This window comes from Kitasatospora sp. NPDC057738, from assembly GCF_042798815.1.
In the GTDB taxonomy this organism is placed as follows: Bacteria; Actinomycetota; Actinomycetes; order Streptomycetales; family Streptomycetaceae; genus Kitasatospora; species Kitasatospora lactacystinica.
Window position 1 is genome coordinate 73,076 of the sequence record NZ_JBHVJT010000021.1, and the last position, 24,656, is coordinate 97,731.

Here is a 24,656-nt window from a genome sequence, read left to right on the forward strand (position 1 = left end):
AATGCCGCCTGCCGGTGCGGCCGTGCGGCGCGGGTCGCGCTGGTCGTGCTGGTCGTGCTGGTCGTGCTGGTCGCGCTGGTTGTACGGATAGTGCAGGTGGTGCGGTGGCCGACCGATGGACGGCCGAATGGGCCACCCGCCGTTCGCGGATGGCCCATCGGGAGAAACGTGCTGGTCAGCGGGGTTGTCCTGACTGCCTACGGGCGGGGCAGGGTGCAGCCGGGGAGGGTGAGGTCGAAGCGGTTGCCGGCGGCGAAGCAGGCCGGGATCCCGTAGGTCTCCTGGGCGTAGCCGATGCCAGGACGAACCGTCACGGCACCGTTCTGGTCGACCTCACAGGGGTTGTCCAGGGTGCAGGTCTCGCCGCTCTCGTTGATCGTGTTGTTGACGGCGACCACCTGGCCGGTCGAGGCGTCGACCACCGGCGAGCCGGAAGTGCCGCCGATCACGTTGCAGGTGGAGGTGTAGCGGACCGAGTCCTTGAAGGTCCAGTCGGCTTCCTTCAGTCGGTAGGCGAAGCCGTCGACCGAGCAGGAGTAGATCTTCTTCCAGTAGCCGGAGACGACCCGGATCGAGGTGCCCTGGACCGGGTGGGTGGCGGCGAGGGTCAACGGGGCTATCCCGTACCGGGACTGGATCGACGCGTAGGTGGTGTTCAGCTGGTAGATCGACACGTCGGTGTCGGTCATCGCGCCGTAGACGATCTTGGTCGCACGCAGCGTGGCCGCGCTGCCGCCGCTCGCGTTGAGCAGGGTGAAGCTCCGACTGGAGGACCGGTTGAGGACGACCTCGCCCGGACCGGGCATACCGGTCTCCAGGCAGTGGCCGTTGGAGAGCACGAGGGCCGGGTCGCTCGCGGCCGAACCGGGCATCCGCACCAGCGAGCCGGAGCAGTTGCTGAGCGCGACCGTCCCGGCGAAGGTGACGGCGGCGACAGGCTTGGCGGCGGGCTTGGCGGCCGTGGCTGCGGCCTGAGCCGGAACGGCTCCGACGAAGGCGGTGGCCCCGGCGACCAGGAGTGTGGCAACCGTGCCTATGAGCGGCTTCTTCATGAGAGACCTCTCGGTGTGGGGGAGGGTCCACGGGTGGGGGTCCACCAAAGCTGTCGCGGACATGACCCACTGTCAAGAGTCAAAGCAACACCAAGAACCTCCCAAGACGCATTGGCCGGTTACCGCCGCCGCTCGGCACGCGACTCCGCACGCGACTGGGCACGCGGTCCGGAGCGCGGGCCGGAGTACGAACCGGGGGTGCGGACCGGGGGTGCGGACCGGCACGCAGTCCGGGACGCAGGCCGAATCGCGGCCGGATCCACAGCCGGCTCAAGGGCCGCGCGAGCCGGTCGCGGGCCGGGTGGCGGGCCGGGTGGCGGGCCGGCCGGGCCGGAACGCCGCCGGATCCACACCCCACCGCGGGCCGGCCGCACGCCGGCCACGCGTCCCCGCCGGCCGGTCAACTGCCGCGCCCGTACGGTCAACCCGCCTGCCAGCGCTCCCGGCCGAGGCTGATCAGGCGCAGCTGGAAGCGCGCGGTGGCGGCGATCCTCTGCTCCCGCGCCGGGTCCGTCTCCAGCGCCTCCAGGAAGGCGGCGGCCGTGGAGACCATGTGGTCGACGTACAGCTCGGCGAGCATCCGCAGGTCCCGCTCGCCCCACCCCCGTGACTCCGGCTGCGGCGCCAGGGCGGCTCCCACTTCGGCGGCGAAGCGGCCGAGTTCGGCGTCGATCGCCTCCCGCACCTGCCGGACCCCGCCGTGCCGCTCACGCGCCAGGAAGCGGACGTGCCCCCGGTGCTCGCGGACGTGTCGTTCGATCACGTCCACCGCACGGTCGATCAGCTCCTCGGCACCACCGGCCTCGGCGAGCACCGCACGGATCATGATGTGCAGGCTGGCCAACGACTCCTCGACCAGTGCCACCCCGAGGGCCGCGAGGTCCGGGAAGTGCCGGTAGAAGGCGGCCGGGGAGAGCCCCGCCTCGCGGGTGACCTCGCGAACACCCAGGCTCGCCAGGTTCTGATCGGCCAACAGGTGCAGTCCGGCGTCCAGCAAGGCCCGCCGACTCTGCTGCTTCTGGACCTGCCTGGCCCCAACGGTGTGACTCACGCCATTCAGTAAACAATCGTTTGCTGAACTTGGCCAGCCGAGCGTACAGTGGGACCGAAGTCAGTGAACACTTGTCAACCGAAATCGGCGCAGTCCCAGCCGCAGCCGAAGGAGCCAGTCGTGATCCTGTTCTCCGCCCTGGTCGCCATGGGTGTCCTGATCGGCACCGCCGCCCACACCTCGCTCCCGGTCTTCCTCGCCGCCTCCGCCGGCATCACCGCCTGGCTGCTCGCCTTCGGCGCCCGCGAGGGCATCGCCCGCCTCCGGCACCGCTGACCCGGCCGCTCCGCGGACCGCACCCGCGGCCACTCCACAGAGAGGACCCGCACCATGAGCACCGTCACCGACCACCCGGCCGCCTCGCTTCCGGCCACCGTCCGGCGGATCGTCAGCCGCCCGGCGAGCCGCGGCCAGGCGACCGACCGCCAGGCGGACATCCGCCGGACGACCGACCGTCAGGGACCTGCCCGCCAGGGAACCGGCCGTCAGGAACCGAACCGCCAGGGAACCGCCGAGGCCGACGGCCTCGCCATCGCCTCCTTCCTCCTCGGCCTGCCCGGTCTGCTGCTGTTCAACATCGTCCTCGGGCCGATCGCCATCACCCTGGCCACCCTGGCGTTGGTCCGCGGCACCAGCCGGCGCGGCCGCGCCCTCCTGGGCCTGGCCCTCGGCATCGCCTCACTGGCGATCCTCGCCATCACCCTCGTCACCTCCCACGGGGTGCTCATCGACATCGGCTCCTGAATCCGGCCCAACTCCCCTTCCGCTCCTGGCTCCTGTACTCGCCCCTCGCTGCTCTCCGTTCCCGATCCACCCTTCGCCCTTGATGCGCCCAGCGATCAACCCAGCGATCAACCCGGTGATGCGCCCAGCGATGCGCCGACGGTTCTCGTGGCGGCTCACTCGGCGGATCCCGACGGCCGGAGCGACTGTTCGAACGACTGATCCCGTCAACCCGCCCCGTTCCCCCGGCCCGCCCCGTAGGGTGGGCCCCATCGGCCGGACGACCTCAGGGGGCAGGAGTGACTACGGAGAACCGCAGCGACACACAGCCGGAACGACCCACCCCAACGGGTGGACGGCTGCTCGCCGTGAGCGATCTGCACATCTCCTACCAGGAGAACCGCGACCTGGTGGAGAAGCTCCAGCCCTCCCATCCCGGCGACTGGCTGCTCGTCGCCGGTGACGTCGCCGAGCTCACCACCAGCATCGAGTGGGCCCTCGGCCTGCTCGCCGAGCGCTTCGCCCGCGTGGTGTGGGTGCCCGGCAACCACGAGCTGTGGACCCACCCCGAGGACCCGGTCCAGCTGCGCGGGGTGGCCCGCTACGAGCACCTGGTGGAACGCTGCCGCCGGCTCGGTGTGGTGACCCCCGAGGACCCGTACCCGGTCTGGGAGGGCCCCGGCGGTCCGGTCCGCATCGTCCCGCTCTTCCTCCTCTACGACTACACCTTCCGTGCGCCGGGCACGACCACCAAGGAGGCCTCCCTCGCGGCCGCCTACGAGACCGGCGTCGTCTGCGCGGACGAGCGGATGCTCTACCCGGACCCGTTCCCGGACCGCGACTCCTGGTGCCGCGAGCGCGTCCGGCTGACGGAGAAGCGGCTGGCCGCCTGCGACCCGGACGTCCCGCTGGTCTTCGTCAACCACTACCCGCTGGTCCGCCAGCCCACCGATGTCCTCTGGTACCCCGAGTTCGCCCAGTGGTGCGGGACCGAGCTGACCGCCGACTGGCACACCCGGTTCAACACCGCGGCGATGATCTACGGCCACCTCCACATCCCGCGCCGGACCACCTACGACGGCGTCCCGTTCACGGAGGTCTCGCTCGGCTACCCGCGCGAGTGGCGCAAGCGCGGACTGCCGAACCCCCTGCTGCGGGAGGTCTTCCCGCAGACGGCGGACTGAGCATCCGGTTCGGCCGCTCCCACCTCCTTCTCCACCGCACCCGCTCTGCCAGGTCCCGTTCCACCGCCTCCTACTCCGTCGCGATCGCCCGCAGGATGTCCAGCCGCGCCGCCCGGCCCGCCGGGCGGAGTCCGGCCACCGCGCCCGCCAGCAGCCCGGCCACCAGGACCACGGCCAGCTGGAGGGGCGGTATCGCGAACGATCCCGTCCCGGCGCTGTCCGAGGCCCGCACCAGGGCCCAGCCGAGGAAGGCTCCGAGCCCCAGACCGCCGACCGTCCCGAAGGCCGCCACCAGCACCGACTCCCAGCGCACCATGCCGCGCAGCTGGGCGCCGCTCTGACCGACCGCCCGCAGCAGCCCCAGCTCCCTGGTCCGCTCGTGCACCGCCAGCGTCAGGGTGTTGGTGATGCCCAGCAGCGCGATCAGCACCGCCAGCGCCAGCAGCGCGTAGACCACCGAGAGCATCGTGTCGACGCCGGAGGCCGCGCTCTTGGCGTACTCGGCGCGGTCCTGCACCTGCGGGCTGCCGTACGGGACCAGCGCCCGTTCCACCGCCGCCTTGCCCGCGGCGGCCGGCACGCCGTCGCGCAGCCCGACCGCGACCATGGTGTCCGCGTCCTGCCCCCGGTGCGGGGACCAGGCCTGTCGGGTGATCAGGTAGTCCCCGGCCAGGCTGCCGCCCTCGTACAGGGCACGGATCGTGAACGGACCGCTCGCACCGTCGGTGAAGCCCACGGTGACGGACTGTCCGAGGCGCCAGCCGCGCTGCTGCGCCTCGCTGCGGGAGACCGCCAGCCCGTCCGTACCGAGCGCGGCCAGCGAGCCGTCGACCCGGCCGAGGTCCACGATCCCGGACAACCGGGCCGGGTCGGTCACGTCCAGCGTCCGGCCATGCCCGTCGATCCGGGCCACGCCACGGCCGAGCCCGACCGTCTGCCGCACCTCGGGCAGGGCGGCCAGGGCGTCCGCCACCTTGGGGCTGATCCCGCTGCCGCCGGCCCCGAACGAGGCGGTGGTGACGGCGAGATCGCCCGCGAAGGACCTGCTCACCGTGGAGTCCAGGGTGGCCTTGATCGAGGCGCCGAAGACGGTGAACAGCGTGACCACCGCGACCCCGATCATCAGGGCGCTCGCGGTGGCCGCCGTCCGGCGCGGGTTGCGGGCCGCGTTGCGCCGGGCGAGCACCCCGGAGACCCCGCGCAGCCTGGGCAGCGGCGCGCCCAGCGTCCGCACCGCGAGGGCCGCGGCGACCGGGCCGAGCACCACCATGCCGGCCAGTACCGCCAGGGCCCCGACGGCCGTCAGCAGCACGGACGGGCCGTCCGTCGCCCCGAGGACGGCCACCGGCACTCCCCCGGTCAGCAACAGGCCGCCGAGCACCACCCGGACGGCGCCCGAGCGCCCCTGCGCCGCCCGGTCGACCCCGGTCTCCCGCAGGGCCGCGAGCGGAGCCGTCCGCCCGGCCCGGACGGCCGGCAGCAGCGCGGATCCCACCGCGACCAGCGTGCCGACCAGCAGCGGCAGCAGGACGGCGGCCGTGCCGATCACCATGCCGCCGGTCGGCAGGGCAAAGCCGAGTGCGGAGAAGAGCGCCTTGAGTCCGGCGGCCACCCCGATCCCGCCCAGCAGCCCGCCCAGCGAGGCCAGCAGGCCGACCGCCAGCGCCTCCGCCAGGGTCGCCCCGAGCACCTGGCCGCGCACCGCCCCGAGTGCCCGCAGCAGCGCGTTCTCCCTGGTCCGCTGGGCGACCACGATGGCGAAGGTGTTGTGGATGGTGAACGTCGCCACCAGCAGTGCGATCCCGGCGAAGACCAGCAGCAGCGTGGTGAACATGGTCAGGAACCGCCCGGACACCAGTTGGGTGGACTCCTGGGTGGCCGCCGCGCCGGTGATCGCCTGGACGCCTGCGGGCAGCTGCGGGGTGATCCGGTCGACCAGCTCCCGCTGGGAGACCCCGCCCGCGGCGCGGACCTGGATCGAGCCGGCCTGCCCCTCTCCCTTGGGCGTGAGGTACCGCTCGGCGTCCGCGAAGGTCATCGCGGTGAAGGTGCTCGGCCCCATGCCGTCCGCGTCCGCCCCGAAGGTGGCGATGCCGACGACGGTGACCGGCACCGGATCGGGGGTGCGCAGCACGGTGGTCGAGCCGACGCGCAGCCCGCCCGACTTCGCCGCGCCCCGGTTCACCACCACCTCGCCCGGGGCGGCCGGCGCCCGGCCCTCGGCCAGCCGGTACGGATTGAGCCGGCCGTCGACCAGCCAGTTGCCCGCCAGGGTGGGCGGGCCCTGACCGCCGATCGGCTTGCCGTTGCTCCCGATGAGCTGGCCCGCACCCTGGACGGACGGCTCCGCGGCCGCCACCCCCGGCACGGTGCGCAGCCGGTCGGCGAGCGTCACCGCCACCGGTGCCCGCACCCCGCCGACCGTGCCCGCCGAGTCCAGCACGTCGGTGCTGCGGACCACGACGTCGGTGCCGGCGTTGGCGTCGGCGAAGAGGGTGTCGAAGTTGGCCCGCAGGGTGTCGCCGAGCACCATCGTGCCGGTCAGGAAGCTCACCCCGAGGAAGATGGACAGGAGGGTGCCGGCCAGCCGCCGTTTGTGGGCGCGCAGCGAGCGCAGGCTGAGCCGGAGGGGAACGGCGTTCACGACCGCCCCCGTTCGAAGGCCTTCATCCGGTCCAGCACCAGGGCGGAGGTGGGCTGCCGCATCCGGTCCACCAGCCGTCCGTCGGCGAGGAAGAGCGCCTCGTCGGCCCAGCCGGCGGCCGTCGGGTCGTGGGTGACCATGACCACGGCCCGGCCCATCTCGTCCACCGCCCGGCGCAACAGGCCGAGCACCTCGCCGCCGCTGCGGGAGTCGAGGTTGCCCGTCGGCTCGTCGGCGAAGACCACCCGGGGCCGCCCGGCCAGCGCCCGGGCCACCGCGACCCGCTGCTGCTGGCCGCCGGAGAGCTCGCTCGGACGGTGCCGCAGCCGGTCGCCGAGTCCGACCACGTCGACCAGCGTCGCCAGCCAGGCCTGGTCCGGGGCGGCCCCGGCCAGGTCGAGCGGGAGGGTGATGTTCTCCAGGACGGTGAGCGTGGGCACCAGGTTGAACGCCTGGAACACGAAGCCGATCCGCTCCCGGCGCAGCAGCGTGAGCCGCCGGTCGTTGAGCGGGCCGAGTTCGGTGTCGCCGATCCAGGCGCTGCCGGCGGTGAGCCTGTCCAGCCCGGCCGCGCAGTGCATCAGGGTGGACTTGCCCGAGCCGGACGGGCCCATGATCGCGGTGAACCGCCCGGCCGGGAACTCCACCGTCACGTGGTCCAGCGCGCGGACCTCGGTGCCGCCGACGCCGTGCCCCTTCACGGCGTCGGCGACCCGGGCGGCGGTGCCCCGTACGACGTCCAGGGTGGTCACCTGGCGCCACCTCCCTTGGCGTCGTCCCGCGGCGACTCGCTGAGCACGGCCCGCTTGGCGCGGTACTCCTCGGCGTCGATGTCCCCCTCCGCGTAGCGCCGGCCCAGGACGGCCAGCGGATGCTCCGCCGCAGCTCCGGCTCCGGCTCCGGTTCCAACCCCGTACCCGTACCCGAACCCGCAGCCGTGCCGCCGCCAGACCGTGCGGCGCAGCACCGCGATCACCAGGACCACCACGGCGATCCAGATCAATGGGATCAGCAGGATCCATGGGCCGGGGCCGTGCCAGTCGGCCAGCTGGGTGTACATGGTGGTTCAACTCCTCGGTGGTGGGCCTCCAGGACCTCGGGTGGTTCCCGAGGTGACTGGAGCGTCCCGCAGCGAGGTCTCATCACGCGTCCTACCAGCAGCGGCAGTTGGGATACTCCCGGGAGAGTAGGAACCACCCGCGACACGCGGGGCCGGAAGCAGCCGCGCGACGGCGACGCCTCCGGCGCACCCGCCCCGTGGACCGCGACCGCCCATGGACCAACCACCCGTGGACCAACCGCCCATGGACCAACCACCCGTGGGCCAACCGCCCATGGACCGCAACCGCCAGGAGCGGATCAGCCCAGCCAGCCCGGCCGCACCAGCCCCGACTCGTAGGCCAGCACCACCAGTTGCGCCCGGTCCCGCACGCCGAGCTTCACCATCGCCCGGCTGACGTGCGTCTTCGCCGTCAGCGGGCTGACCACCAGCCGCCGGGCGATCTCCTCGTTGGACAGCCCCATCCCGACCAGGGCCAGCACCTCGCGCTCCCGCTCGGTCAGCATCGAGATGTCCGAGAGCCCCTCCGGCACGGCCTCGGGCGCCTTCGACCGGGCGGCGAACTCGCCGATCAGCCGCCTGGTGACGCCCGGCGAGAGCAGCGCGTCCCCCGCGACGGCGACCCGGATCGCCCGCAGCAGTTCGGCCGGCTCGGTGTCCTTGACCAGGAAGCCCGCGGCCCCCGAGCGCAGCGCCTCGAACACGTACTCGTCCAGCTCGAAGGTGGTCAGCACGACCACCCGCACGGGGGACAGCGCCGGGTCCTCGGCGATCCTCCTGGTCGCCTCCAGCCCGTCCATCCGGGGCATCCGGATGTCCATCAGCACGACGTCCGGGACGAGTTCACGGGCGAGCCGCAGCGCGGCCTCGCCGTCGTCCGCCTCGCCGACCACCGTCAGGTCGTCCTGGAGGTCCAGCAGGGCCCGGAAGCCCGCCCTGACCAGCAGCTGGTCATCCGCCAGCAGTACCCGAATCAATCGCTCTCCGCCTTCGGTGTCGGCAGCTCCGCCCGGACCCGGAAGCCGCCGTCGGGCAGCGGCCCCGCGGCGATGGTGCCACCGAACGCCGCCGCGCGTTCCCGCATCCCGACCAGCCCGCTGCCCGACCCGCCCGCGTCCGCGAGCACCGCCGGCCCCGGGTCCTCCACCCGGACCACCAGCACGGCCGGGTCCGTCCAGTCCAGCACCACGACCGCCTGGCGGGCCGCCGAGTGCCGGACCACGTTGGTGAGCGCCTCCTGGACGATCCGGAAGGCGGTGAGGTCGACGGCGGCGGACAGCGCGCGCCGCTCGCCGCGCTCCTGCACCTCCGCCGCCAGGCCCACCCGGTCCGCCTGCTCGGTGAGTTCGTCCAGCCGGTCCAGCCCCGGGGCCGGTCCGCGCGGCGCCGCCCCGGGCCCGCGCAGCGTCGCGAGCACCTGGCGGACCTCGCCGAGCGCCTCCTTGCTGGTCGACTTGATGGTGACCAGCGCGCCGCGGGCCTCCTCCGGCCGACGGTCGAGCAGCGCCAGCGCGACCCCGGCCTGGATGCTGATCAGCGACAGGCTGTGCGCCAGGATGTCGTGCAGCTCCCGGGCCATCCTGAGCCGTTCCTCGTTGGCCCGGCGCTCCTCCAACTGCTGCTGGTAGGCCCGGTGGGCGGCGATCCGCTCGCGCCGGAACCGGACCAGCTCGCCCCCCGCCATCACCAGCAGCAGCCAGGCCAGCAGCCCCAGCTCCTGCAGCCAGACGCTGCCGGACGGCGGGGCCGCGCGCTGCCAGCCCTGCGGCAGGACGAAGGTGCCGAGCAGGTGCACCAGGTAGACGCCCCCCGCACCGGCCCAGGCCGCCCGGCGATGGCCGGAGCCGATCGCCACGCAGCAGGCGATCAGCCAGCTCACGAAGGCCGGCCCGTACGGGTACCCGGCGGCCAGGTACCCGGCGGTGACCACCGAGGTGCCGGCCACCACCGCGACCGGCCGGCGCTCGCGCAGCACCAGCAGCGCCGGCCCGAGCAGCAGCAGGAGGTAGCCGAAGGCGTCCAGCGGGGCCCGCCCGTGCTGGTTGTGCCCGGCGAAGGTCGAGCCGACCACCTGGAGCACCGCGACCGCCGCGGCCGTCCCGAGCGGGTAGCCCGCCTTGGCCGCGCGCACCCACGGCGGGCGCCACGGCTCGGGCGGCTCCTCCGGCGGCTGCGCCGGTGGCCGCTCCACCGAGGGCGGCTCGGTCGGCGGGGACGTGGGCGGCATCATGCCCACAAGCTAGACCGCGACGCGTCCCCGCGCGTCCTCCAGCAGTGGCGTTCGGGCGTACTCCCGCTGGAGTACGCCCGCCCCGGTCGTCCTCAGTCCCCCGCGGCGGCCGAGCCGGCCCGGGCCTTCGCCTCCGCCTCCTCGAAGGTCGCCGACGCCTCCGGCCGCGCCAGCGTCACCACCAGCTCCCCGTCGCTCACGTCCGCGATCAGCGTGTCCCCCTCCCGCACCGAACCGTCCAGCAGCAGGTTGGAGATCCGGTTGTCCAACTCCGACTGGATCGTCCGGCGCAGCGGCCGGGCCCCGAACTCCGGCTGGTAGCCCCGGTTGACCAGGTACTCCTTGGCCGTCCCGGTGACGTCCAGCTCGACGTCCTGGGCCCGCAGCCGGCGCCGGCTGCGGTCCAGCAGCAGGTCCACCACCGAGAGCAGGTCCTTCCGGGTGAGCGCGTGGAAGACGATCACCTCGTCGATCCGGTTGAGGAACTCCGGCCGGAACTGCTGCCTCAGGTCGCGCATCAGGTCGTCACGGATCTCGTCCACGTTCCCCGCATGGTCGAGGATCCGCTGGGAGCCGATGTTGCTGGTCATGATCACCACGGTGTTGCGGAAGTCGACCGTACGCCCCTGGGAGTCGGTCAGCCGCCCGTCGTCCAACACCTGGAGCAGCAGGTTGAAGACGTCCGGGTGCGCCTTCTCCACCTCGTCGAAGAGCAGCACGCTGTACGGCTTGCGGCGCACCGCCTCGGTCAGCTGCCCGGCCTCCTCGTAACCGACGTACCCGGGCGGGGAGCCGACCAGCCGGGAGACGGTGTGCTTCTCCTGGAACTCGCTCATGTCGAAGCGGATCATCCGGTCCGGGTCGCCGAACAGCAGCGCCGCCAACGCCTTCGCCAGCTCGGTCTTGCCGACGCCGGTCGGCCCGAGGAAGAGGAAGGAACCGGTCGGACGGTCCGGGTCACCCATCCCGGCCCGGCCGCGCCGCACCGCCTGGGCGACGGCCGTGACCGCCTCGTCCTGGCCGATCACCTTCTCGTGCAGGTGCTCCTCCAGCTTGAGCAGCCGCTCCTTCTCGGTCGCGTTCAACTCCGCGACCGGGATGCCGGTCCGGGAGGAGAGCACCTGCGCAATGTCGTCGGCCGTCACATCGACGACCTCCTCGCGGGACTCGGCCATCGCCGCCAGTTCGTCCTCGGTCTGCCGCAGCTCGGTCTTCAGGTTGGCGGCCCGGACGAACTCCTCGTCCGCGACGGCCTCGTCCAGCTCCCGCTTCAGCTTGGTGATCCGGTCCTGCACCCCGGTCGCCTCGGTCGACCCGCTCAGGCTGCGCAGCCGGACCCGCGCGCCGGCCTGGTCCAACAGGTCGATCGCCTTGTCGGGCAGGAAACGGTCGCTGACGTACCGGTCGGAGAGCGTCGCCGCCGCGTCCAGCGCCTCGTCGGTGAACCGCACCTGGTGGTGCGCCTCGTACGCGTCGCGCAGCCCGTGGAGGATCTCGACGGTCTCCTCGACGCTCGGCTCGGGCACCAGCACCGGCTGGAAGCGGCGCTCCAGCGCGGCGTCCTTCTCCACGTGCTTGCGGTACTCGTCCAGCGTGGTCGCGCCGACCACGCTCAACTCGCCGCGCGCGAGCGCCGGTTTGAGGATGTTGCCGGCGTCCATCGAGCCCTCGCCACCACCGCCCGCGCCGACCACGGTGTGCAGCTCGTCCAGGAACAGGATCACGCTCTTCTCGGCCGCGGTGACCTCGTCGATCACGTTCTTCAGCCGCTCCTCGAACTCGCCCCGGTACTTGGAACCCGCCACCAGCGCGGTCAGGTCGAGGGTGACCACCCGCTTCTCCCTGAGGCTCTGCGGCACGTCCCCGGAGACGATCCGCTGGGCCAGGCCCTCGACGATCGCCGTCTTGCCGACGCCCGGCTCACCGATCAGCACCGGATTGTTCTTGGTCCGCCGGGAGAGGATCTCGACGGTCTGCTCGATCTCCTCGGCCCGCCCCACCACCGGGTCCAACCGGCCCGAACGCGCCTCCTCGGTGAGGTCGCGCCCGTACTCGTCCAGCGTCGGCGTCTCGCTCGGGCGGGCACCCGTACTGCTGCGCTCGCCGCCGGTGCCGCGCCCCTCCAGCACCGACTTCAGCGCCTCCTGCGAGGGCGCCGCGTTGCGCAGCGCCACCCCGGCCCCCGAGCGCTCCTGGTCGAGCAGCGCGCCGAGGATGTGCTCCGGGCCGATGTACGAGGCGCCCGCCGCCTGCGACTGGGCGTGCGCGGCGAGCAGCGCGCGCTTGGCCGAGGGGGTGAGCGCCGGCCGGCCGTCCACCGCCTCGGCATCGCCCGCGGGCAGGGCGTGCTCCAGGTCCCCGGAGAGCCGGTCCGGATCGATACCGGCCCGTTCCAGCATCCGGCGCGAGGGTTCCACCCGGGTGGCCGCCCAGGCCAGGTGCGCGGTGTCGAGGTCACTGGAGCCGTCCTCGGCCGCCCGCCGCGCGGCCAGCGCGAGCAACTCCTGCGAGGACTCGCTGAGCAACCGCCCGATCGGCACCCGCTGCACGGCGGGCGGGGAAGCCAGCGGGCTCATCCCGAAGAACCGGCTGAGCAGATCGGAGAACGGATCGTTCGATCCGAACGGGGGCACGGTCACGGCGCTTCACCTCTCCCAAGCGGTTTGCAGCCACACAAACACAGGCCGCGGCACCTCGCCTGTCGAGCCGGACGGCGCCGCCACCCGGCGAGCCCGGGCCTCGCCGCCGGGCGGGTCGTGCGGGCGGACATGCGGGCGGACATGCGGGCGGACGGACGTGCGGCCGGACGTGCGGCCGGACGTGCGGACGGACGTGCGGCCGGACGTGCGGCCGGACGTGCGGCCGGTCGTGCGGGCGGGCGGACGTACGGGCGGCGGACGTACGGGCGGGCCCGACACGGAACCGTTCACGGGGCCGGGAACGCGCGTTCACCCGATGACCTGATCCAGCAGCACACCGCCGCTGTACGTCACCCCCATCGCCAGCAGCCCGCCCACGACATTGCGCATGATCGCCCGCCCCGGCCCCGCCCCGCCCAACCGGGCGCTCGTCCAGCCCGACACGGTCAGCGCGACCACCACCGCCACCACCGTCACCATCAGCCGCCACGACTCCGGCGGCAGCAGCACCGCCAGCAGCGGCACCAGCGCACCCAGCGTGAACGCCGCCGCGCTGGCCAGCGCCGCCTCCCAGGGGTTGGTCAACACGTCCGGGTCGATGCCCAGTTCGGTCTGCGCGTGGGCGGCCAGCGCGTCCCGCTCGGTCAGCGCCGTCGCCACCTCCCGGGCCAGGCCGTCCTCCAGCCCGCTGCCCCGGTAGTAGTCGGTCAGCTCGTCGAGCTCCCCCTCCGGATCCTCCGCGAGCTCCCGCCGCTCCTGCGCCAACGCGGCCCGCTCGGTGTCCCGCTGGGTGCTGACCGAGACGTACTCGCCCGCCGCCATCGACATCGCCCCCGCCAGCAGCCCGGCCACCCCCGCCGCGAGCAGCGCCGTCCGGGAGCCCTCCGCACCCGCCACACCCGTCACGAGGCCGGCCGTCGACACCACGCCGTCATTGGCCCCCAGCACGGCCGCGCGCAGCCAGTTCAAGCGCGAGGAAAGCTCCGCCCGCGACTCCCCGACCTGCTCAGCCATCCGCCACCGCTCTCAGGGGTCCGCCCGGTCCCCCCGATCCTCGCCCGCCACCCCCACCCCCGCCACCCGCGGTACCCCCCGCCCCCGGCACCCGGCACCCGGCACCCGGCACCTCAACGGCGGCCCCCACGACACCTGCTGACCCGCTGACCCGCTACCCCAGTACCGGCGCCAGCGCCCGCCGCAGGTCCTCCGGTCCCCGGTAGCGCACCCCGGTCATGCCCAGCGCCACCGCCGCGTCCACGTTCTCCTGCCGGTCGTCCACGAACAGGCACCGCTCCGGCACCACCCCGGCCCGTTCGGCGGCGATCTCGTAGATCCGCCGGTCCGGCTTGGCACTGCCCACCCGGGAGCTGTTCACCACGGCGTCCGCCAGGTCCGTCAGCCCCAGCAGCACCAGGTCCTCGTCCAGCCACGCCGTCGCATTGGTCACCAGCACCACCCGGCAGTGCTCCCGCACCTGCCGCAACAGCCCCACCACCGCCTCGTCCGCCCGGAACGGCGAGTTCGCGAACGCCTCCGCCAGCCCCCGCGCCTGCTCGCCCGTCACCCGCCCGGCCAGCCCCCGCGCGATCGACTCCACCCACTCCGCCCTCCCGATCCGCCCCAGCAGCAGCGGCAGGTCGTTCTCCGGCGCGAACCCGACCTCCGCCGTACTCCCCTCACCCACCCCCGCCGCCCGCTCCAACGCCGCCACCTCGGCCCCGTCGAAGAACCGGATCACCCCGTCCACATCGCACAGCACCGCATCGAACGCCCTGGTCAACATCCCCCCTCCCTACCACCCCGGCCCACCACCGCCACCCGGCAGCCCCCACCCCCGACCGGCGAAGGGCCCCAGGCCCGGCGCACCGCCAGGACCCGGAAACGGCCGAGGGCCGGTCCGGGAGGTGGTACCTCCCGGACCGGCCCTCGTGGTGGTGGGGCCGGACGGTTTCGAACCGCCGGCATCTGTTCCCCGGGCCATCGCACCGCCGGCACCCGCAACCGACCGTCGCGCAGCACCCGGTCTGGCGAGCCGGTCGCAGGCGGCCGCTCAGTCGAGAAGGATCTCCTCGGGCCTGCGGTTGAACACTTCGAGTGAGCGACTGTGCAACAGGGCATCGACGCATGTCATGAGGTCGCCGCCGTGATCCTGGCCTGCTATTTCGTACAGCTCCTTGATCAGGTCCTGCCCGTTGATCAGCACCACCGGATACTGGTCCTCGACCATCTCCAACTGCGCCGGCTCCGAGTAGGAGCCGGTGGTGACGTACACGCCGATCCATCCACGCCTGAGCCTGGCCACTACTCTGGCAATCTGCTCGGCAGATACCAGGCTGTCCGGCCTGATGCACTTCGCCTGCCCCAGAACGACCAGTTTGGTACCGGCCAGACCGCTGCCGATATCCAACCGACCGACGAAGTCCGCCCCGCCGTCCCCCGACCGACGGGTCAGCCACCCTTCGTTGTACTTGTGACCGGACGCCCGCATCACCTTCGCGGCGACGACCGCGGCCAAGACCTCGAACGCGTGCTTGTCGTTGTCGAACCGCTTGTAGACCGCCTGGAGGTCCGCCTCGACCGAGCTGCCCGGAGTCGGCCGTTGGTCACGAACCTTGACGACCTGCGACCGTGCCACTCGCCGGCGCACCTTCGGCAGCACCGAGTGACCGTGCTTCACCCACTCCCGCCATGCCGCGGGCGCCAGTTTCAGGACCTCGGCATCGGTCCGATCGGGGTCACGCCGCGCGGTGATCCAGTCCCAATCCAGTTTGTCGTCCTCCGCAGTGAGGTCGATCACCGCAAGATCGAAGGCGTAGTTGGTGAACGTCGTCCGCGCCGGCCCACCCCACTGGACCACGCGCTCCGTCCGCTCGAGCAGGGCGACGCCACAGAACTGGACATGCCCCTTGACCTTGCCGTTCTTCGGCACCGACCGGAACAGCAGCAGCGGCGCTGCACCGGCCCTCTCCTCAGCCGTAGGCGCTTGGTGGCAGCCGAACGCCTCCAGCAATGCCGCGTTGCCCGTGGTGGTACCGACCGGCTTCGCCGTCTCCGGCTTGTGGTCACCGAAGTAACGAACATGCCCGTTGTCGATGTCGAACACGTCGTGCCACGGCGTCTGTTCCGATCCTGCCTTCCACGGACTCGACCGGATCATCACCGCCGGCCGCCGCATCCCCTGGTCCGCCTTGACCTTGGCCATCGCATTGATCCCCGCTTCGAGCAGGGCCCGCTTCTGACCGGGACTGTCCGTGACGAAGTAGAAGTTGTCGAACCCGTCGACTGTCGCCGGTGCCGTGTCCTTCGAAGCCGTGTACCGAAGCACGTCACCCACACGCAACGAACGTCCCACAGCGCCCCCTCGACGAACAGACCGGACTGCCCGCGATCTTGGCACGCTAGTACGACAATAGGCCCGCTGTCTCCCTCGATGGGCGGCGGAACAGGAGCACAGAAACGATCAAGGGCCAGTTCGGGAGGACGCTGCCTCCGAACTGGCCCTTCTCCATCTGTGGGCGCGGACGGTTTCGAACCGCCGACATCTGCTTTGTAAGAGCAGCGCTCTACCACTGAGCTACGCGCCCCCTGCCGTATGCCCGGTGGGCGTACGACGAGTGCCTAGGGTACCTGGTCCCGGGAGGTGGTGTGGGCCGGGTGTCCGGTGGGGTGGCGGGTGGGCGGGGGTGCGGCGGGGTGCGGGGCCGTGAGGTGGATGGGGTGGGAGGGGGTGCCGGGCCGGTGGGGGGATCGGGGAGAATGGAGGCCGGATCAGCGGGTCGGAGCAGGGAGCGCGCAGTGACGGTGGCCGGCGGGAGCGGGCGGGGGCGGCGTCGGGCGGGGAGTGCGCTGGCCGACGCGTTGGTGTTGCCGGTGGTGCTGGCGGGTGCGCTGGGGGCGGTCGGGCTGGCCTCGGCCGGGACCGGCGGCTGGTGGGGCCGGCGCGGCGGCGGTGAGGGCGGACGGGCACAGGCCCGGGAGGCCCGGGCGGCGGCCCAGGAGGCGTTCTACGAGCTGGAGGAGACCCAGCGCGAGGTGCAGCTCGCGGTGGAGACGGTCCGCGCGGCGGAGGAGGGCCAGGCGGCGCAGCGCGCGCTGGCCGACCTGGCGGCGATCTCCGGCCGGGTCGACCAGGTCACCGTGAACTACCTCGCCGCGCTCGACGCCCACAACCTGGACAGCGAGACCCTGGACGCGGGCACGGCCGCGCAGGCCAAGCGCCAGTTGGAGGACGTGAAGGGCCAGCTGGGCTCGGCCCGGGCGGAGCTGAACGACTTCCTGCGCCGGCTGCAGCCGACCGTCCAGCACGCCGAGCAGCAGCTGATGCGGGTCACCCCGGCGGTCGAGCAGGCCAAGCGCGCGCTGCTCGCGGCCACCACCGCGCTGGACGAGGCGCGCGGCGCCGGCCTGCGGGCGGACGACCTGGCGGCCCGGCTGGCCGAGCTGGCGCCCGAGCTCGGCCGGCTGAACGAGGGCCCGGCACGGCACGGGGTCGCGGACACCCTGCGGCGCGCGGACGACGTGAAGCACCGCGCCGAGGCGATCGCCGCCGACGCCGGGCAGTTGCCGGAGCGGGCGCGGGAGATCGACCGGCGGGTGGCGAGCCTGCGGACCCGCATCCAGGCACTGGAGACCAAGGCCGCGACGGTCGAGCCCGCTCTGAGCGAGCTGCGCCGCCGGTTCAGCACCGCCTGCTGGCAGGACCTCCAGCGGGTGTCGGACCAGGTCGCGGAGACCGGCCGCGCCGCCGAGCGCAAGCTCGCCGAGGCCGCCCGGGCGCGGGACGAGCAGCGCTGGGCGGACGCCACCGCCGCGATCGGGACGGTCCGCGCGCTGCTGGAGACCGCCGACGGCTCGGTGTCCGCGGTGAACGACCGGCTGCGGCAGCTGAACGAGGTGCAGCACGACCCCAACCGGGAGATCGAGCGCGCCCGTTTCGCGATCCGGGACGCGCAGCGGCTGGCGATGGCCGGGCGCAGCGCGCCGGACCCGCGGCACGCCGCCCCGCTGGACGAGGCGGTGGCCCGGCTGGACCGCGCGGTGGCCGCACTGGAGGCGGCGGGCCGGCACCCCGACTACTGGCACTTCCTGACCGAGCTCGCGGGCGTGCGGGACACGGCGGCGCGGGTGATCGAGCTGATCCGCGGGGACCTCGGCGGTCACCGGTAGGACCGGTAGGACCGGTAGGACCGGGAACGCCGGTGGCACCGGTAGGACCAGGAGGACCAGTGGCGCCGGAACAGGGCTCCCGGCAGCCACCCCCGCTGGGTACGCTGCCGGTATGCCACGCTACGACTTCCGCTGCCGCTCCTGCGGCGCCACCTTCGAGCTCCGCCGCCCGATGGCCCAGGCCAACGACCCCGCCGTCTGCCCGCAGGGCCACGAGGACACCGTGAAGCTGCTGTCCACCGTCGCCGTCACGGGTGGCGCGGCCGCCGCCCAGCAGGCCCCCGCCGCCGGGGGCGGGGGCGGTTGCTGCGGGGGCGGTTGCTGCGGCTGACCGGGGCCGGTCCCGGTCAGACCCCGACCGGCAGGGCGGACGCTCCGGCGAGGAACCGCCGGACGATCTCCTCCCCCGCCGTCACCCCCACCTCCGTCAGGGCGGTGACGCCGGGGGCCGTCCAGCCGCTGTCGGCGAGTTCGCCGTGCCCCGGACGCCAGCCCGCGTCCGCCGCGAGCAGCAGGTCCGCGTCGAGCAGTGAGTCCCCGGCCGCCAGCACCGTGTCGGCGCCGGCGCGCCGGACGACCTCGGCCAGCGCGGCGCTCTTGGTGAGCGGCGCGGGCACCGCGTACACCTTGCGCCCCTGCAGGGAGACCGTCCAGCCGCGTTCGGCGCACCAGCCGGTCAGCTCGTCGAGCCAGCCCTCCGGCAGCGCGGCGCGCTCGACCACCAGGTAGGCGAACAGCTCGTCGGCGACCCGCCGCTTGTGCGTCCACTCCGGGTCGGCGCAGAGGGCGAGCCGCCGGGTCACCTCCTCCAGCGGGGCCGAGCCGGCCGCTATCCGCGTGGTGATCTCGGCCCGCCAGTCGCGGTCCGGCACGCCGTCCACCAGCAGTTGCCCGCCGTTGGCGCAGATCGCGTACGCGGGGACCCAGTCCGGTGTCGGGCCGGGCAGGTTGACCCGCCCGTACTGCTCCGGTGTCCGGGTGGTGGCCGGGACGAAGCAGACCTCCCGGGCGAGGTCGGCGAGCAGCCCGGCGGCCCGCTCGGTCATGAAGGACAGCGGCCGCCCCTGGTACACCTCGACGCAGAGCAGCCGCGGCGCGAGCCGGTCGGGCTCGGCCAGGGCCATGGCCCGTTCGGAGTAGATCAGCGTCCGGTCGAGGTCGCTGGCCACCAGAACACCCATCAGGAATCCCTCCCCGTAGTCTCGGTCGCGACGCGCCCATCGGTGAAGGCACGCCGGTCGGTCGCGGCACGCCGGTCGGTCACGGCGCTCCCGTCGGCGCCGGGGCGCACGTCGGCGCCGGGGCGCACGTCGGCGCCGGGGCGCACGTCGGCGCCGGGGTGCCCGTCGGTGCCGCGGTGCCCGTCGGTCACGGCACGCCCGTCGTCCCCGGTCGCCCCGCGGCTGTAGCGGGGGTGGATCAGGCCGACGCAGGTGTACGGCAGGCCGTCCACCTCCTCGACCTCGACCCCGCGCTGGGCGGCGAGCAGCCGGACGTGGTCGAGGTCCGCGCCGGCGCCGCGCCGGGCGAGGATCCGCCAGGGGACGCGCCGCAGCAGCACCCGCGTCGTCTCGCCGACGCCGGGCTTGACCAGGTTGACGTTGTCGATGCCGTACTCGGCGCTGATCCGCTCGACCGCGGCCCAGCCGGCCCAGTCGGGCGCCCGCTGCGGGTCGTCGGCGAGCCGGCCGGCACCCTCGGCCACCGCGGCACGGACCTCGCCGAAGCGGGCGGCCACCGCGTCCAGGAAGGCCGCCGAGACGTCGCTCCCGGCCAGTTCGGCGTAGTGCTTGGCGCCGTGGAAGTCGTCCGGCCCGATCAGCCCGGCCCGCAGCACGGTGCGCGAGACCAGCCCGGAGACGGTGGAGTTGAGGCAGGCGGACGGGATCAGGAAGTCGTCCCGGGTGCCGTACGTCCGCACGCAGCGGCCCGGGTCGGCCAGCACCGCGAGGTCCGGGTCGAAGTCGGTGCCGGCCAGCGCGCCGGCCAGTTCGCGGGTGATCGCGCCCTTGCCGGTCCAGCCGTCGACGAACACCACGTCCTGCGCGCGGTGGTGGGCCGCCAGGTACCGCAGCGCGACCGGGTCGATGCCGCGGCCGCGCACGATCGAGACCGCGTAGTGCGGGACGGACAGGCCGTGCGCGAAGGCCAGCCAGCGCCGGACCAGGATGCCGACGGGCGTGCCGGCGCGGGCCAGCGAGGCGAGCACCAGCCCGGGGCCGCGCTCGCGCAGCAGCGTCTCGGCGACGGTGCCGACGGCGAGCGCGATCCGGGCGGCGGAGCCGCGCAGTGCCTGCTGGAACAGCTCCTGGTACTCGGGGCTGGGCTGGTACTCGACCGGCAGCGACTCGGCGTAGTGCGCGCCGCCGTTCTGGACGGCCTCCTCGCGCTCCTCGGTGGGGGCTTCGAGCGCGACCCCGGAGAGGTCCTTGAGCAGCCAGGCCACCTCCTCGGCCGGGTACGAGGAGAACGCCGGCCCGTACAGCGGCACGGGCAGCGTCGACGACGGCAACGGCGACGTCAAAGGCAACAGCGACGGCGAAACGGACCGCGGAACGGACCGCGGAACGGGCCCAGCCGGCGCGGCACCCCCGGCCACCGGCCGGTGCGAGGGCAGCACGGCGAGCACCACCCGGTCGGTCACCTGCCGCAGCTGGCCGAGCAGCGCCCGCTCGCCCTCGTGCAGCGCCGGGGTGTCGGCCATGTCGTCCACCACCAGCACCACCGCGTCGAAGCGCCGCGCCGGGTCGCTGCCGGGGGCGACGTTGTACGCGTAGCGCTCGGGCGAGCCGCCGTCCTGCGGGTCGTCGTGGGCGGGGAAGGCGAGCCGGGTGCGGATGGCGTAGCCGGGGTCGTCCACCGCCAGGACGGGCGAGCGGGTGGTGGTGGAGAACCGGACGCGGTTGCCGCCGAGCCGTTCGTCGAGGGCGTCGGCCAGGCGCAGCGGCGCGTACATCAGCTCCTCGAAGCCGAGCACCAGCACCCGCCGTGCCCCTGCGGGCAGGGCCTCGGCCAGCTGTCCGGCGAGTCGGGGCAGTGCGGCGTCCAGCCGGGCGCGGTCGCGGGCGGTGAAGCCGTGCCGGCCGCCGTCCGGGAGTCCGGTGGGCCAGTCCAGCTCGATCCGGGCCAGCGGCGCCGCGGGGGCCGCCGGTGGCACTTCCTCCGGTGCCGCCGCGGCGATCAGCCGCTCGGCCCGGGCCACGACGTCCTCGGGCAGCTCGACGGTCCCGCTCGCGGTGGCCACCAGGTCCAGCCGGACGCCGAGTTCGGCGGCGGCCTCGTCGAGCCGGCGCCGGTCGGCCGCGGAGCGCAGGTCCACCAGGGCGACCACCACGTAGTGGCCGCGGGGGTGGCGGGCGTGCAGGTCGCGGATGGTGTTGAGCACCGTGCGGCCGGTGGAGAACTCGTCGTCCACCAGCACCAGCGGCCCGTCCCCGGCGAGGAGTGCGGGGTCGGCGGGGAGCAGCAGGTGCGAGGTGGCGTGCGAGTGCTCCTCCTCGAAGCCGCCGACCGGGGCCAGGCCGGGCACCGCTCGGCGGGTGGAGTGCAGGTAGGGGGCGTCCAGGCCGTCGGCGACGCTGTGGCCGAGGCCGGTGGCCGTCTCCGCGTAGCCGAGCACGACGGCGCGCGCGGTGGCCGCGGCGCCGAGCAGTTCGCGGACCCGGCGGCCGAGTTCGAGCCCGGTGCCGTGGACCACCGAGGGCCGCTGCGGCACGTGCTTGCCGAGCACGTTGGAGACCAGCAGGTGGGCGCGCTTGGGGTTTCCCGAGCGCAGCGCCAGGCCGACGAGTTCGGGGAGGCGCTCGGATCCGGTCAGCGCGATCCCGGCCCGGTCGGCGACCCAACGGCCGGTCCACGTCTGCGGTGTTGCTGTCACTGCTGGTCCTGCCTTCGATGGTGCGCTGGTGCGTTCGTGCGTTCGTGCGTTCGTGCGTTGGTACGTCGGTGCGTTGGTGCGTCGGTGCGTCGGTGCCCGCCGCTCACGGATCCGTCATATCCCCGCCGGGGGAACCGGAGGGAACGGCTCGGGTTCGGTCGCGGAAACAGTCAGCCGCACAGGCAGGCCGACAGCAGTTCCGCGAAGCTCACGTCCTCCCGGGCCACCCCGAACACCTCCGCCCGCAGCAGCACCCGCTCCGCCCAGGCCCGGTGCGGCCGGGCCTCGTTCATCTTGTTGGTGTACGCCGAGCGCAGTACCCCGCCGCCGTCCTGCTCCTGCCGGAGGATGTCCCGGGCGTCGCAGTACTCCTCGTGCGTGACCACGGAGAGGGCGTGCACGGCCGGCACATGGCTGGGGTGGATGCAGGTCTTGCCGAGCAGGCCGTTGGCCCGGTCGAGTTCGACCTCCCGGATCAGTCCGTCCAGGTCGTGTTCGATGATCCGTCGGCGGACCTCCTCCCCGGAGGCCCGCAGTGCCCCGGCGGTCCCGGCAGTCCCGACAGCTCCGGCGGTCCCGGCGGTCCCGGCCGCAGCCCCGGCCGCGACGGAGACGGACGCCCCCGCGAACGGGGTCCGGCGCAGCTGCGGCTTGAACATCCGCTCCTGCACCGGGAAGTACTCCCAGACCGGTCCGGTGACGGTGTACCCGGTGCCGTCCGCCCGGCCGAGCACGTTGACCACGTCCCCGATCACCGACGCGACCAGCGCCACGTCGTACGCGGTGAGGTCGGGCGAGCGCCGCAGGCCGTACGCGGAGCAGAGGTCGGTGACGCCGAGCCGGACGGCGAGCACCCGCTCGCGGTGGCCGGCGAGCAGGTCGGCGATGCCGAAGAGCTGGTCCCGCCTGGTCTCCAGGTGGGCGAGTTCGGGCGACTCCAGGACGGGCATGGCGAACAGCCGCCGCCCGGTCGCGGCCTCGGCGGCGGCCAGCGCGGCCAGGTACTCGCCACCGTTCTCGGGGGTGAACTTCGGCAGCACGAAGCCGCTCAGCAGTTCGACGGCCGGTCCGAGGCGCCGGGCCAGGTCGAGGATCTGGGCGGCGGTGCGGACCCTGATGAAGAGCAGGGGGTGGCTCTGTGCACAGGAGGTGAAATCCTTGACCAGGTCATTCAGTTGCTCGACCAGGTTCCGCTCGCCCGCGTCCACCTCGTGGTCGGCGATCGCGTCCTCCAGGCAGAGCACCATCGACACCACGCCCCGACCAGCGAGTTTGCGGATGTCGGCGGCCAGGGCGGGTCGGGTGGCCGGGCTGTAGAGGGTGCCGCCGAGGGCGGTGGCGAGCACCGTCGGCTCGCTCCGCACGTCGAACGGGCGCGGCTGTTCCAGGAAGAGCCGGCCGCGTACGTCCTCGGCGAGGTGGCCGAAATGGCGCAAGGTGCTCTCCTCCAGGAAGTGGACCGGCCCCTGACCGGTTGCCGACGACACCCTGGTCAACCGGCCGACCGGGCGCCTTGGTTCCCGGGGCGCCTCCGCCGGGCGCCCCTGCGTCGAAACCCCGGGGACCTTTCGACCGCCCATCGTACGGACGGGATCCGGCCGGTCCCGGTTCCCCGGCACTGAACTCCCGGAACATCCCGGTCCACTTGGACGATCATGGGCGGAACGGCGGCGAACCCCGGAAACGACGGCGGCAAACCTCGGAAAGCGCAAGTCTTGGCAAAGTCCGACCCGGCACGGACCGGTCCGGTCACGTTGTCCGAAGGGGTGGCGAACAGGCAGGATGGTCGGCTATGACGCACGTGATGGCCAAGGGCGCCAACATCGCACTGCCGGCGGCGGCGGTCCGCGCCGTGCTGCGCTGGAGCGCCACGCCCGGTGCGCCGGACGTGGACGCGTCGGCGCTGCTGCTCGGCGCCTCCGGCAAGGTCCGCTCGGACGCCGACTTCGTCTTCTACAACCAGCCCCGCCACCCCTCCGGCCTGGTCCGCCACCTGCCCAAGCAGCAGACCTCCGGCGGCGCCGAGATCATCGACACGATCGAGGTCGAGCTGGGCAAGCTGCCCGCCGAGGTGGACCGGGTGGTGCTGGCCGGCTCCTCCGAGGGCGGACCGTTCCGCGCGGTGCCGGGGCTGCGCCTGCTGCTCTTCGACGCCACGGCCGGCGAGGGCGTGCCCGCGCTCGCCGAGTTCGGGATCGACGACGCCGAGAACGTCACCGCCCTGGTCGCCGGCGAGCTGTACCGCCGGTCCGGGTCCTGGAAGTTCCGGGCGATCGGCCAGGGCTACACCTCCGGGCTGATCGGTCTCGCCACCGACTTCGGCATCATGGTGGACGACGAGGCGGAGGCCGACCAGGTGCCCGCCCAGGTGCCCGTGTCCACCACCCCGTCCGGCACTCTCGACCCGCGCAGCACCGCGATGCCGGACCCGCGCTCGACCACCCCCGAGCCGGGCACCTTCACGCTGGCCCCGGCCGTCCCGCTGTCGCCGCCGGCCCAGCCGCCCGCCCCGGCCCAGCCGCCCACCCAGCCACCGGCCACCGCCCCGGCCCCGGCCACCGCCGCCACGAGCGCCTCGCCCGCACCGGCGACCCCGCCGCCGCCCGCGGCCCCGCCGACCATGCCCCCGCCGCCCACCGCGCCCCCGGGCCACCAGCCCGGCACCGGCTACGGCTACCCCCAGCAGACCGGCCCGGCGTACGGCCACCCCCAGCAGCAGCCCGCCGGCGGCTACGGCTACCCGCAGCCGGGCACCGGCCAGCAGCCGTACCAGCAGCAGCCGGGCGGTTACGGCTATCCCCAGCCGAACCAGCCCGTCCCGCCGCAGCAGCAGCGCCCCGCCGGCTACGGCTACCCGCAGCCCGGCACCGGCCAGCAGCCGCCCGTCCCGCCGCAGCCGCCGACGGCCCAGCCCCCGGCCTCCACCGGCGAGGAGTTCGCGCTGCCCCCGCAGGGCCCGCAGTTCCAGCCCCGCTGACGCCCCCGGCGGGGCCGCCCGACAGCCCCGGCCCCGCCGAGACCCGGACCCGG

At 73.8% G+C, this 24,656-nt stretch carries 20 protein-coding genes and 1 tRNA gene; 6 read left to right on the forward strand and 15 right to left on the reverse strand.

Going from position 1 to position 24,656, the window contains the following annotated elements; all coding sequences use genetic code 11:
• Nucleotides 1–197 precede the first annotated feature (197 nt).
• Nucleotides 198–1,052, reverse strand: a complete 855-nt coding sequence (locus ACFVGO_RS14335; protein ID WP_359907230.1) for a serine protease — start codon at nt 1,050–1,052, stop codon at nt 198–200.
• Nucleotides 1,053–1,473: 421 nt separating this feature from the next.
• Nucleotides 1,474–2,103, reverse strand: coding sequence for a TetR family transcriptional regulator (locus ACFVGO_RS14340; protein WP_380632009.1), 630 nt, complete (start codon nt 2,101–2,103; stop codon nt 1,474–1,476).
• Between the two features lie 120 nt (nt 2,104–2,223).
• Between ACFVGO_RS14340 and ACFVGO_RS14345 the strand changes: the two genes are divergently transcribed.
• From ACFVGO_RS14345 to ACFVGO_RS14355, 3 genes are all read left to right on the forward strand, one after another.
• Complete coding sequence (locus tag ACFVGO_RS14345; protein ID WP_224277104.1) at nt 2,224–2,379, forward strand: hypothetical protein; 156 nt, start codon at nt 2,224–2,226, stop codon at nt 2,377–2,379.
• A 54-nt stretch (nt 2,380–2,433) separates the two neighbouring features.
• Nucleotides 2,434–2,847, forward strand: a complete 414-nt coding sequence (locus ACFVGO_RS14350; protein ID WP_380632011.1) for a hypothetical protein — start codon at nt 2,434–2,436, stop codon at nt 2,845–2,847.
• Between the two features lie 347 nt (nt 2,848–3,194).
• Nucleotides 3,195–4,010 (forward strand): metallophosphoesterase family protein, encoded by an 816-nt coding sequence (locus ACFVGO_RS14355; protein ID WP_380353439.1) that lies wholly within the window; start codon nt 3,195–3,197, stop codon nt 4,008–4,010.
• Nucleotides 4,011–4,080: 70 nt separating this feature from the next.
• Here ACFVGO_RS14355 and ACFVGO_RS14360 read toward each other — a convergent pair whose 3' ends face one another.
• From ACFVGO_RS14360 to ACFVGO_RS14405, 10 genes are all read right to left on the reverse strand, one after another.
• On the reverse strand, nt 4,081–6,654 hold the full coding sequence (locus ACFVGO_RS14360; protein WP_380632014.1) for an ABC transporter permease: 2,574 nt from the start codon (nt 6,652–6,654) through the stop codon (nt 4,081–4,083).
• Entirely contained in the window at nt 6,651–7,406 is a 756-nt protein-coding gene (locus ACFVGO_RS14365; protein WP_380632016.1) for an ABC transporter ATP-binding protein, read from the reverse strand. The genes ACFVGO_RS14360 and ACFVGO_RS14365 overlap by 4 nt, the downstream gene beginning before the upstream one ends.
• The gene (locus tag ACFVGO_RS14370) at nt 7,403–7,714 is read right to left on the reverse strand and encodes an SHOCT domain-containing protein (RefSeq protein ID WP_380632018.1); all 312 of its coding nucleotides are present in this window, start codon (nt 7,712–7,714) and stop codon (nt 7,403–7,405) included. Before ACFVGO_RS14370 ends, ACFVGO_RS14365 begins: the two co-directional genes overlap by 4 nt.
• 299 nt (nt 7,715–8,013) lie before the next feature.
• Entirely contained in the window at nt 8,014–8,691 is a 678-nt protein-coding gene (locus ACFVGO_RS14375) for a response regulator transcription factor (protein WP_359907250.1), read from the reverse strand.
• Nucleotides 8,688–9,944 (reverse strand): sensor histidine kinase, encoded by a 1,257-nt coding sequence (locus tag ACFVGO_RS14380; RefSeq protein WP_359907252.1) that lies wholly within the window; start codon nt 9,942–9,944, stop codon nt 8,688–8,690. The genes ACFVGO_RS14375 and ACFVGO_RS14380 overlap by 4 nt, the downstream gene beginning before the upstream one ends.
• A 92-nt stretch (nt 9,945–10,036) precedes the next feature.
• Nucleotides 10,037–12,583, reverse strand: a complete 2,547-nt coding sequence (locus tag ACFVGO_RS14385; protein WP_359907255.1) for an ATP-dependent Clp protease ATP-binding subunit — start codon at nt 12,581–12,583, stop codon at nt 10,037–10,039.
• Between the two features lie 309 nt (nt 12,584–12,892).
• Nucleotides 12,893–13,597: a VIT family protein gene (locus ACFVGO_RS14390; protein WP_359907257.1), complete on the reverse strand. Its 705-nt coding sequence runs from the start codon at nt 13,595–13,597 to the stop codon at nt 12,893–12,895.
• 154 nt (nt 13,598–13,751) lie between these two features.
• Nucleotides 13,752–14,366, reverse strand: coding sequence for an HAD family hydrolase (locus tag ACFVGO_RS14395; protein ID WP_380632021.1), 615 nt, complete (start codon nt 14,364–14,366; stop codon nt 13,752–13,754).
• A 267-nt stretch (nt 14,367–14,633) separates the two neighbouring features.
• Nucleotides 14,634–15,917, reverse strand: a complete 1,284-nt coding sequence (locus ACFVGO_RS14400) for a restriction endonuclease (protein WP_380632023.1) — start codon at nt 15,915–15,917, stop codon at nt 14,634–14,636.
• Between the two features lie 178 nt (nt 15,918–16,095).
• A tRNA-Val gene (locus ACFVGO_RS14405) sits at nt 16,096–16,167 on the reverse strand.
• A gap of 172 nt (nt 16,168–16,339) precedes the next feature.
• Here ACFVGO_RS14405 and ACFVGO_RS14410 point away from each other — a divergent pair.
• The gene (locus tag ACFVGO_RS14410; RefSeq protein WP_380353456.1) at nt 16,340–17,749 is read left to right on the forward strand and encodes a hypothetical protein; all 1,410 of its coding nucleotides are present in this window, start codon (nt 16,340–16,342) and stop codon (nt 17,747–17,749) included.
• Between the two features lie 112 nt (nt 17,750–17,861).
• On the forward strand, nt 17,862–18,080 hold the full coding sequence (locus tag ACFVGO_RS14415; RefSeq protein WP_359914456.1) for a zinc ribbon domain-containing protein: 219 nt from the start codon (nt 17,862–17,864) through the stop codon (nt 18,078–18,080).
• Between the two features lie 16 nt (nt 18,081–18,096).
• On the opposite strand, the gene ACFVGO_RS14420 is transcribed toward ACFVGO_RS14415, so the two are convergent.
• The 3 genes from ACFVGO_RS14420 to ACFVGO_RS14430 form a co-directional block, all read right to left on the reverse strand.
• Entirely contained in the window at nt 18,097–18,930 is an 834-nt protein-coding gene (locus tag ACFVGO_RS14420; RefSeq protein ID WP_380353462.1) for an HAD family hydrolase, read from the reverse strand.
• Nucleotides 18,930–21,626 (reverse strand): phosphoribosyltransferase domain-containing protein, encoded by a 2,697-nt coding sequence (locus ACFVGO_RS14425; protein WP_380632026.1) that lies wholly within the window; start codon nt 21,624–21,626, stop codon nt 18,930–18,932. Before ACFVGO_RS14425 ends, ACFVGO_RS14420 begins: the two co-directional genes overlap by 1 nt.
• Nucleotides 21,627–21,796: 170 nt before the next feature.
• Nucleotides 21,797–23,062 (reverse strand): HpcH/HpaI aldolase/citrate lyase family protein, encoded by a 1,266-nt coding sequence (locus ACFVGO_RS14430; RefSeq protein ID WP_380632028.1) that lies wholly within the window; start codon nt 23,060–23,062, stop codon nt 21,797–21,799.
• Between the two features lie 356 nt (nt 23,063–23,418).
• Between ACFVGO_RS14430 and ACFVGO_RS14435 the strand changes: the two genes are divergently transcribed.
• Entirely contained in the window at nt 23,419–24,603 is a 1,185-nt protein-coding gene (locus ACFVGO_RS14435; RefSeq protein WP_359914467.1) for a TerD family protein, read from the forward strand.
• Nucleotides 24,604–24,656 lie beyond the last annotated feature (53 nt).

What these genes read in the sequence shown, in the direction of transcription:
- ACFVGO_RS14335 (WP_359907230.1), bottom strand. Translation starts at nt 1,052, where the DNA reads ATGAAGAAGCCGCTCATAGGCACGGTTGCCACACTCCTGGTCGCCGGG.
- ACFVGO_RS14350 (WP_380632011.1), top strand. Translation starts at nt 2,434, where the DNA reads ATGAGCACCGTCACCGACCACCCGGCCGCCTCGCTTCCGGCCACCGTC.
- ACFVGO_RS14370 (WP_380632018.1), bottom strand. Translation starts at nt 7,714, where the DNA reads ATGTACACCCAGCTGGCCGACTGGCACGGCCCCGGCCCATGGATCCTG.
- ACFVGO_RS14380 (WP_359907252.1), bottom strand. Translation starts at nt 9,944, where the DNA reads ATGATGCCGCCCACGTCCCCGCCGACCGAGCCGCCCTCGGTGGAGCGG.
- ACFVGO_RS14390 (WP_359907257.1), bottom strand. Translation starts at nt 13,597, where the DNA reads ATGGCTGAGCAGGTCGGGGAGTCGCGGGCGGAGCTTTCCTCGCGCTTG.
- ACFVGO_RS14395 (WP_380632021.1), bottom strand. Translation starts at nt 14,366, where the DNA reads ATGTTGACCAGGGCGTTCGATGCGGTGCTGTGCGATGTGGACGGGGTG.
- ACFVGO_RS14410 (WP_380353456.1), top strand. Translation starts at nt 16,340, where the DNA reads ATGGAGGCCGGATCAGCGGGTCGGAGCAGGGAGCGCGCAGTGACGGTG.
- ACFVGO_RS14415 (WP_359914456.1), top strand. Translation starts at nt 17,862, where the DNA reads ATGCCACGCTACGACTTCCGCTGCCGCTCCTGCGGCGCCACCTTCGAG.
- ACFVGO_RS14420 (WP_380353462.1), bottom strand. Translation starts at nt 18,930, where the DNA reads ATGGGTGTTCTGGTGGCCAGCGACCTCGACCGGACGCTGATCTACTCC.
- ACFVGO_RS14435 (WP_359914467.1), top strand. Translation starts at nt 23,419, where the DNA reads ATGACGCACGTGATGGCCAAGGGCGCCAACATCGCACTGCCGGCGGCG.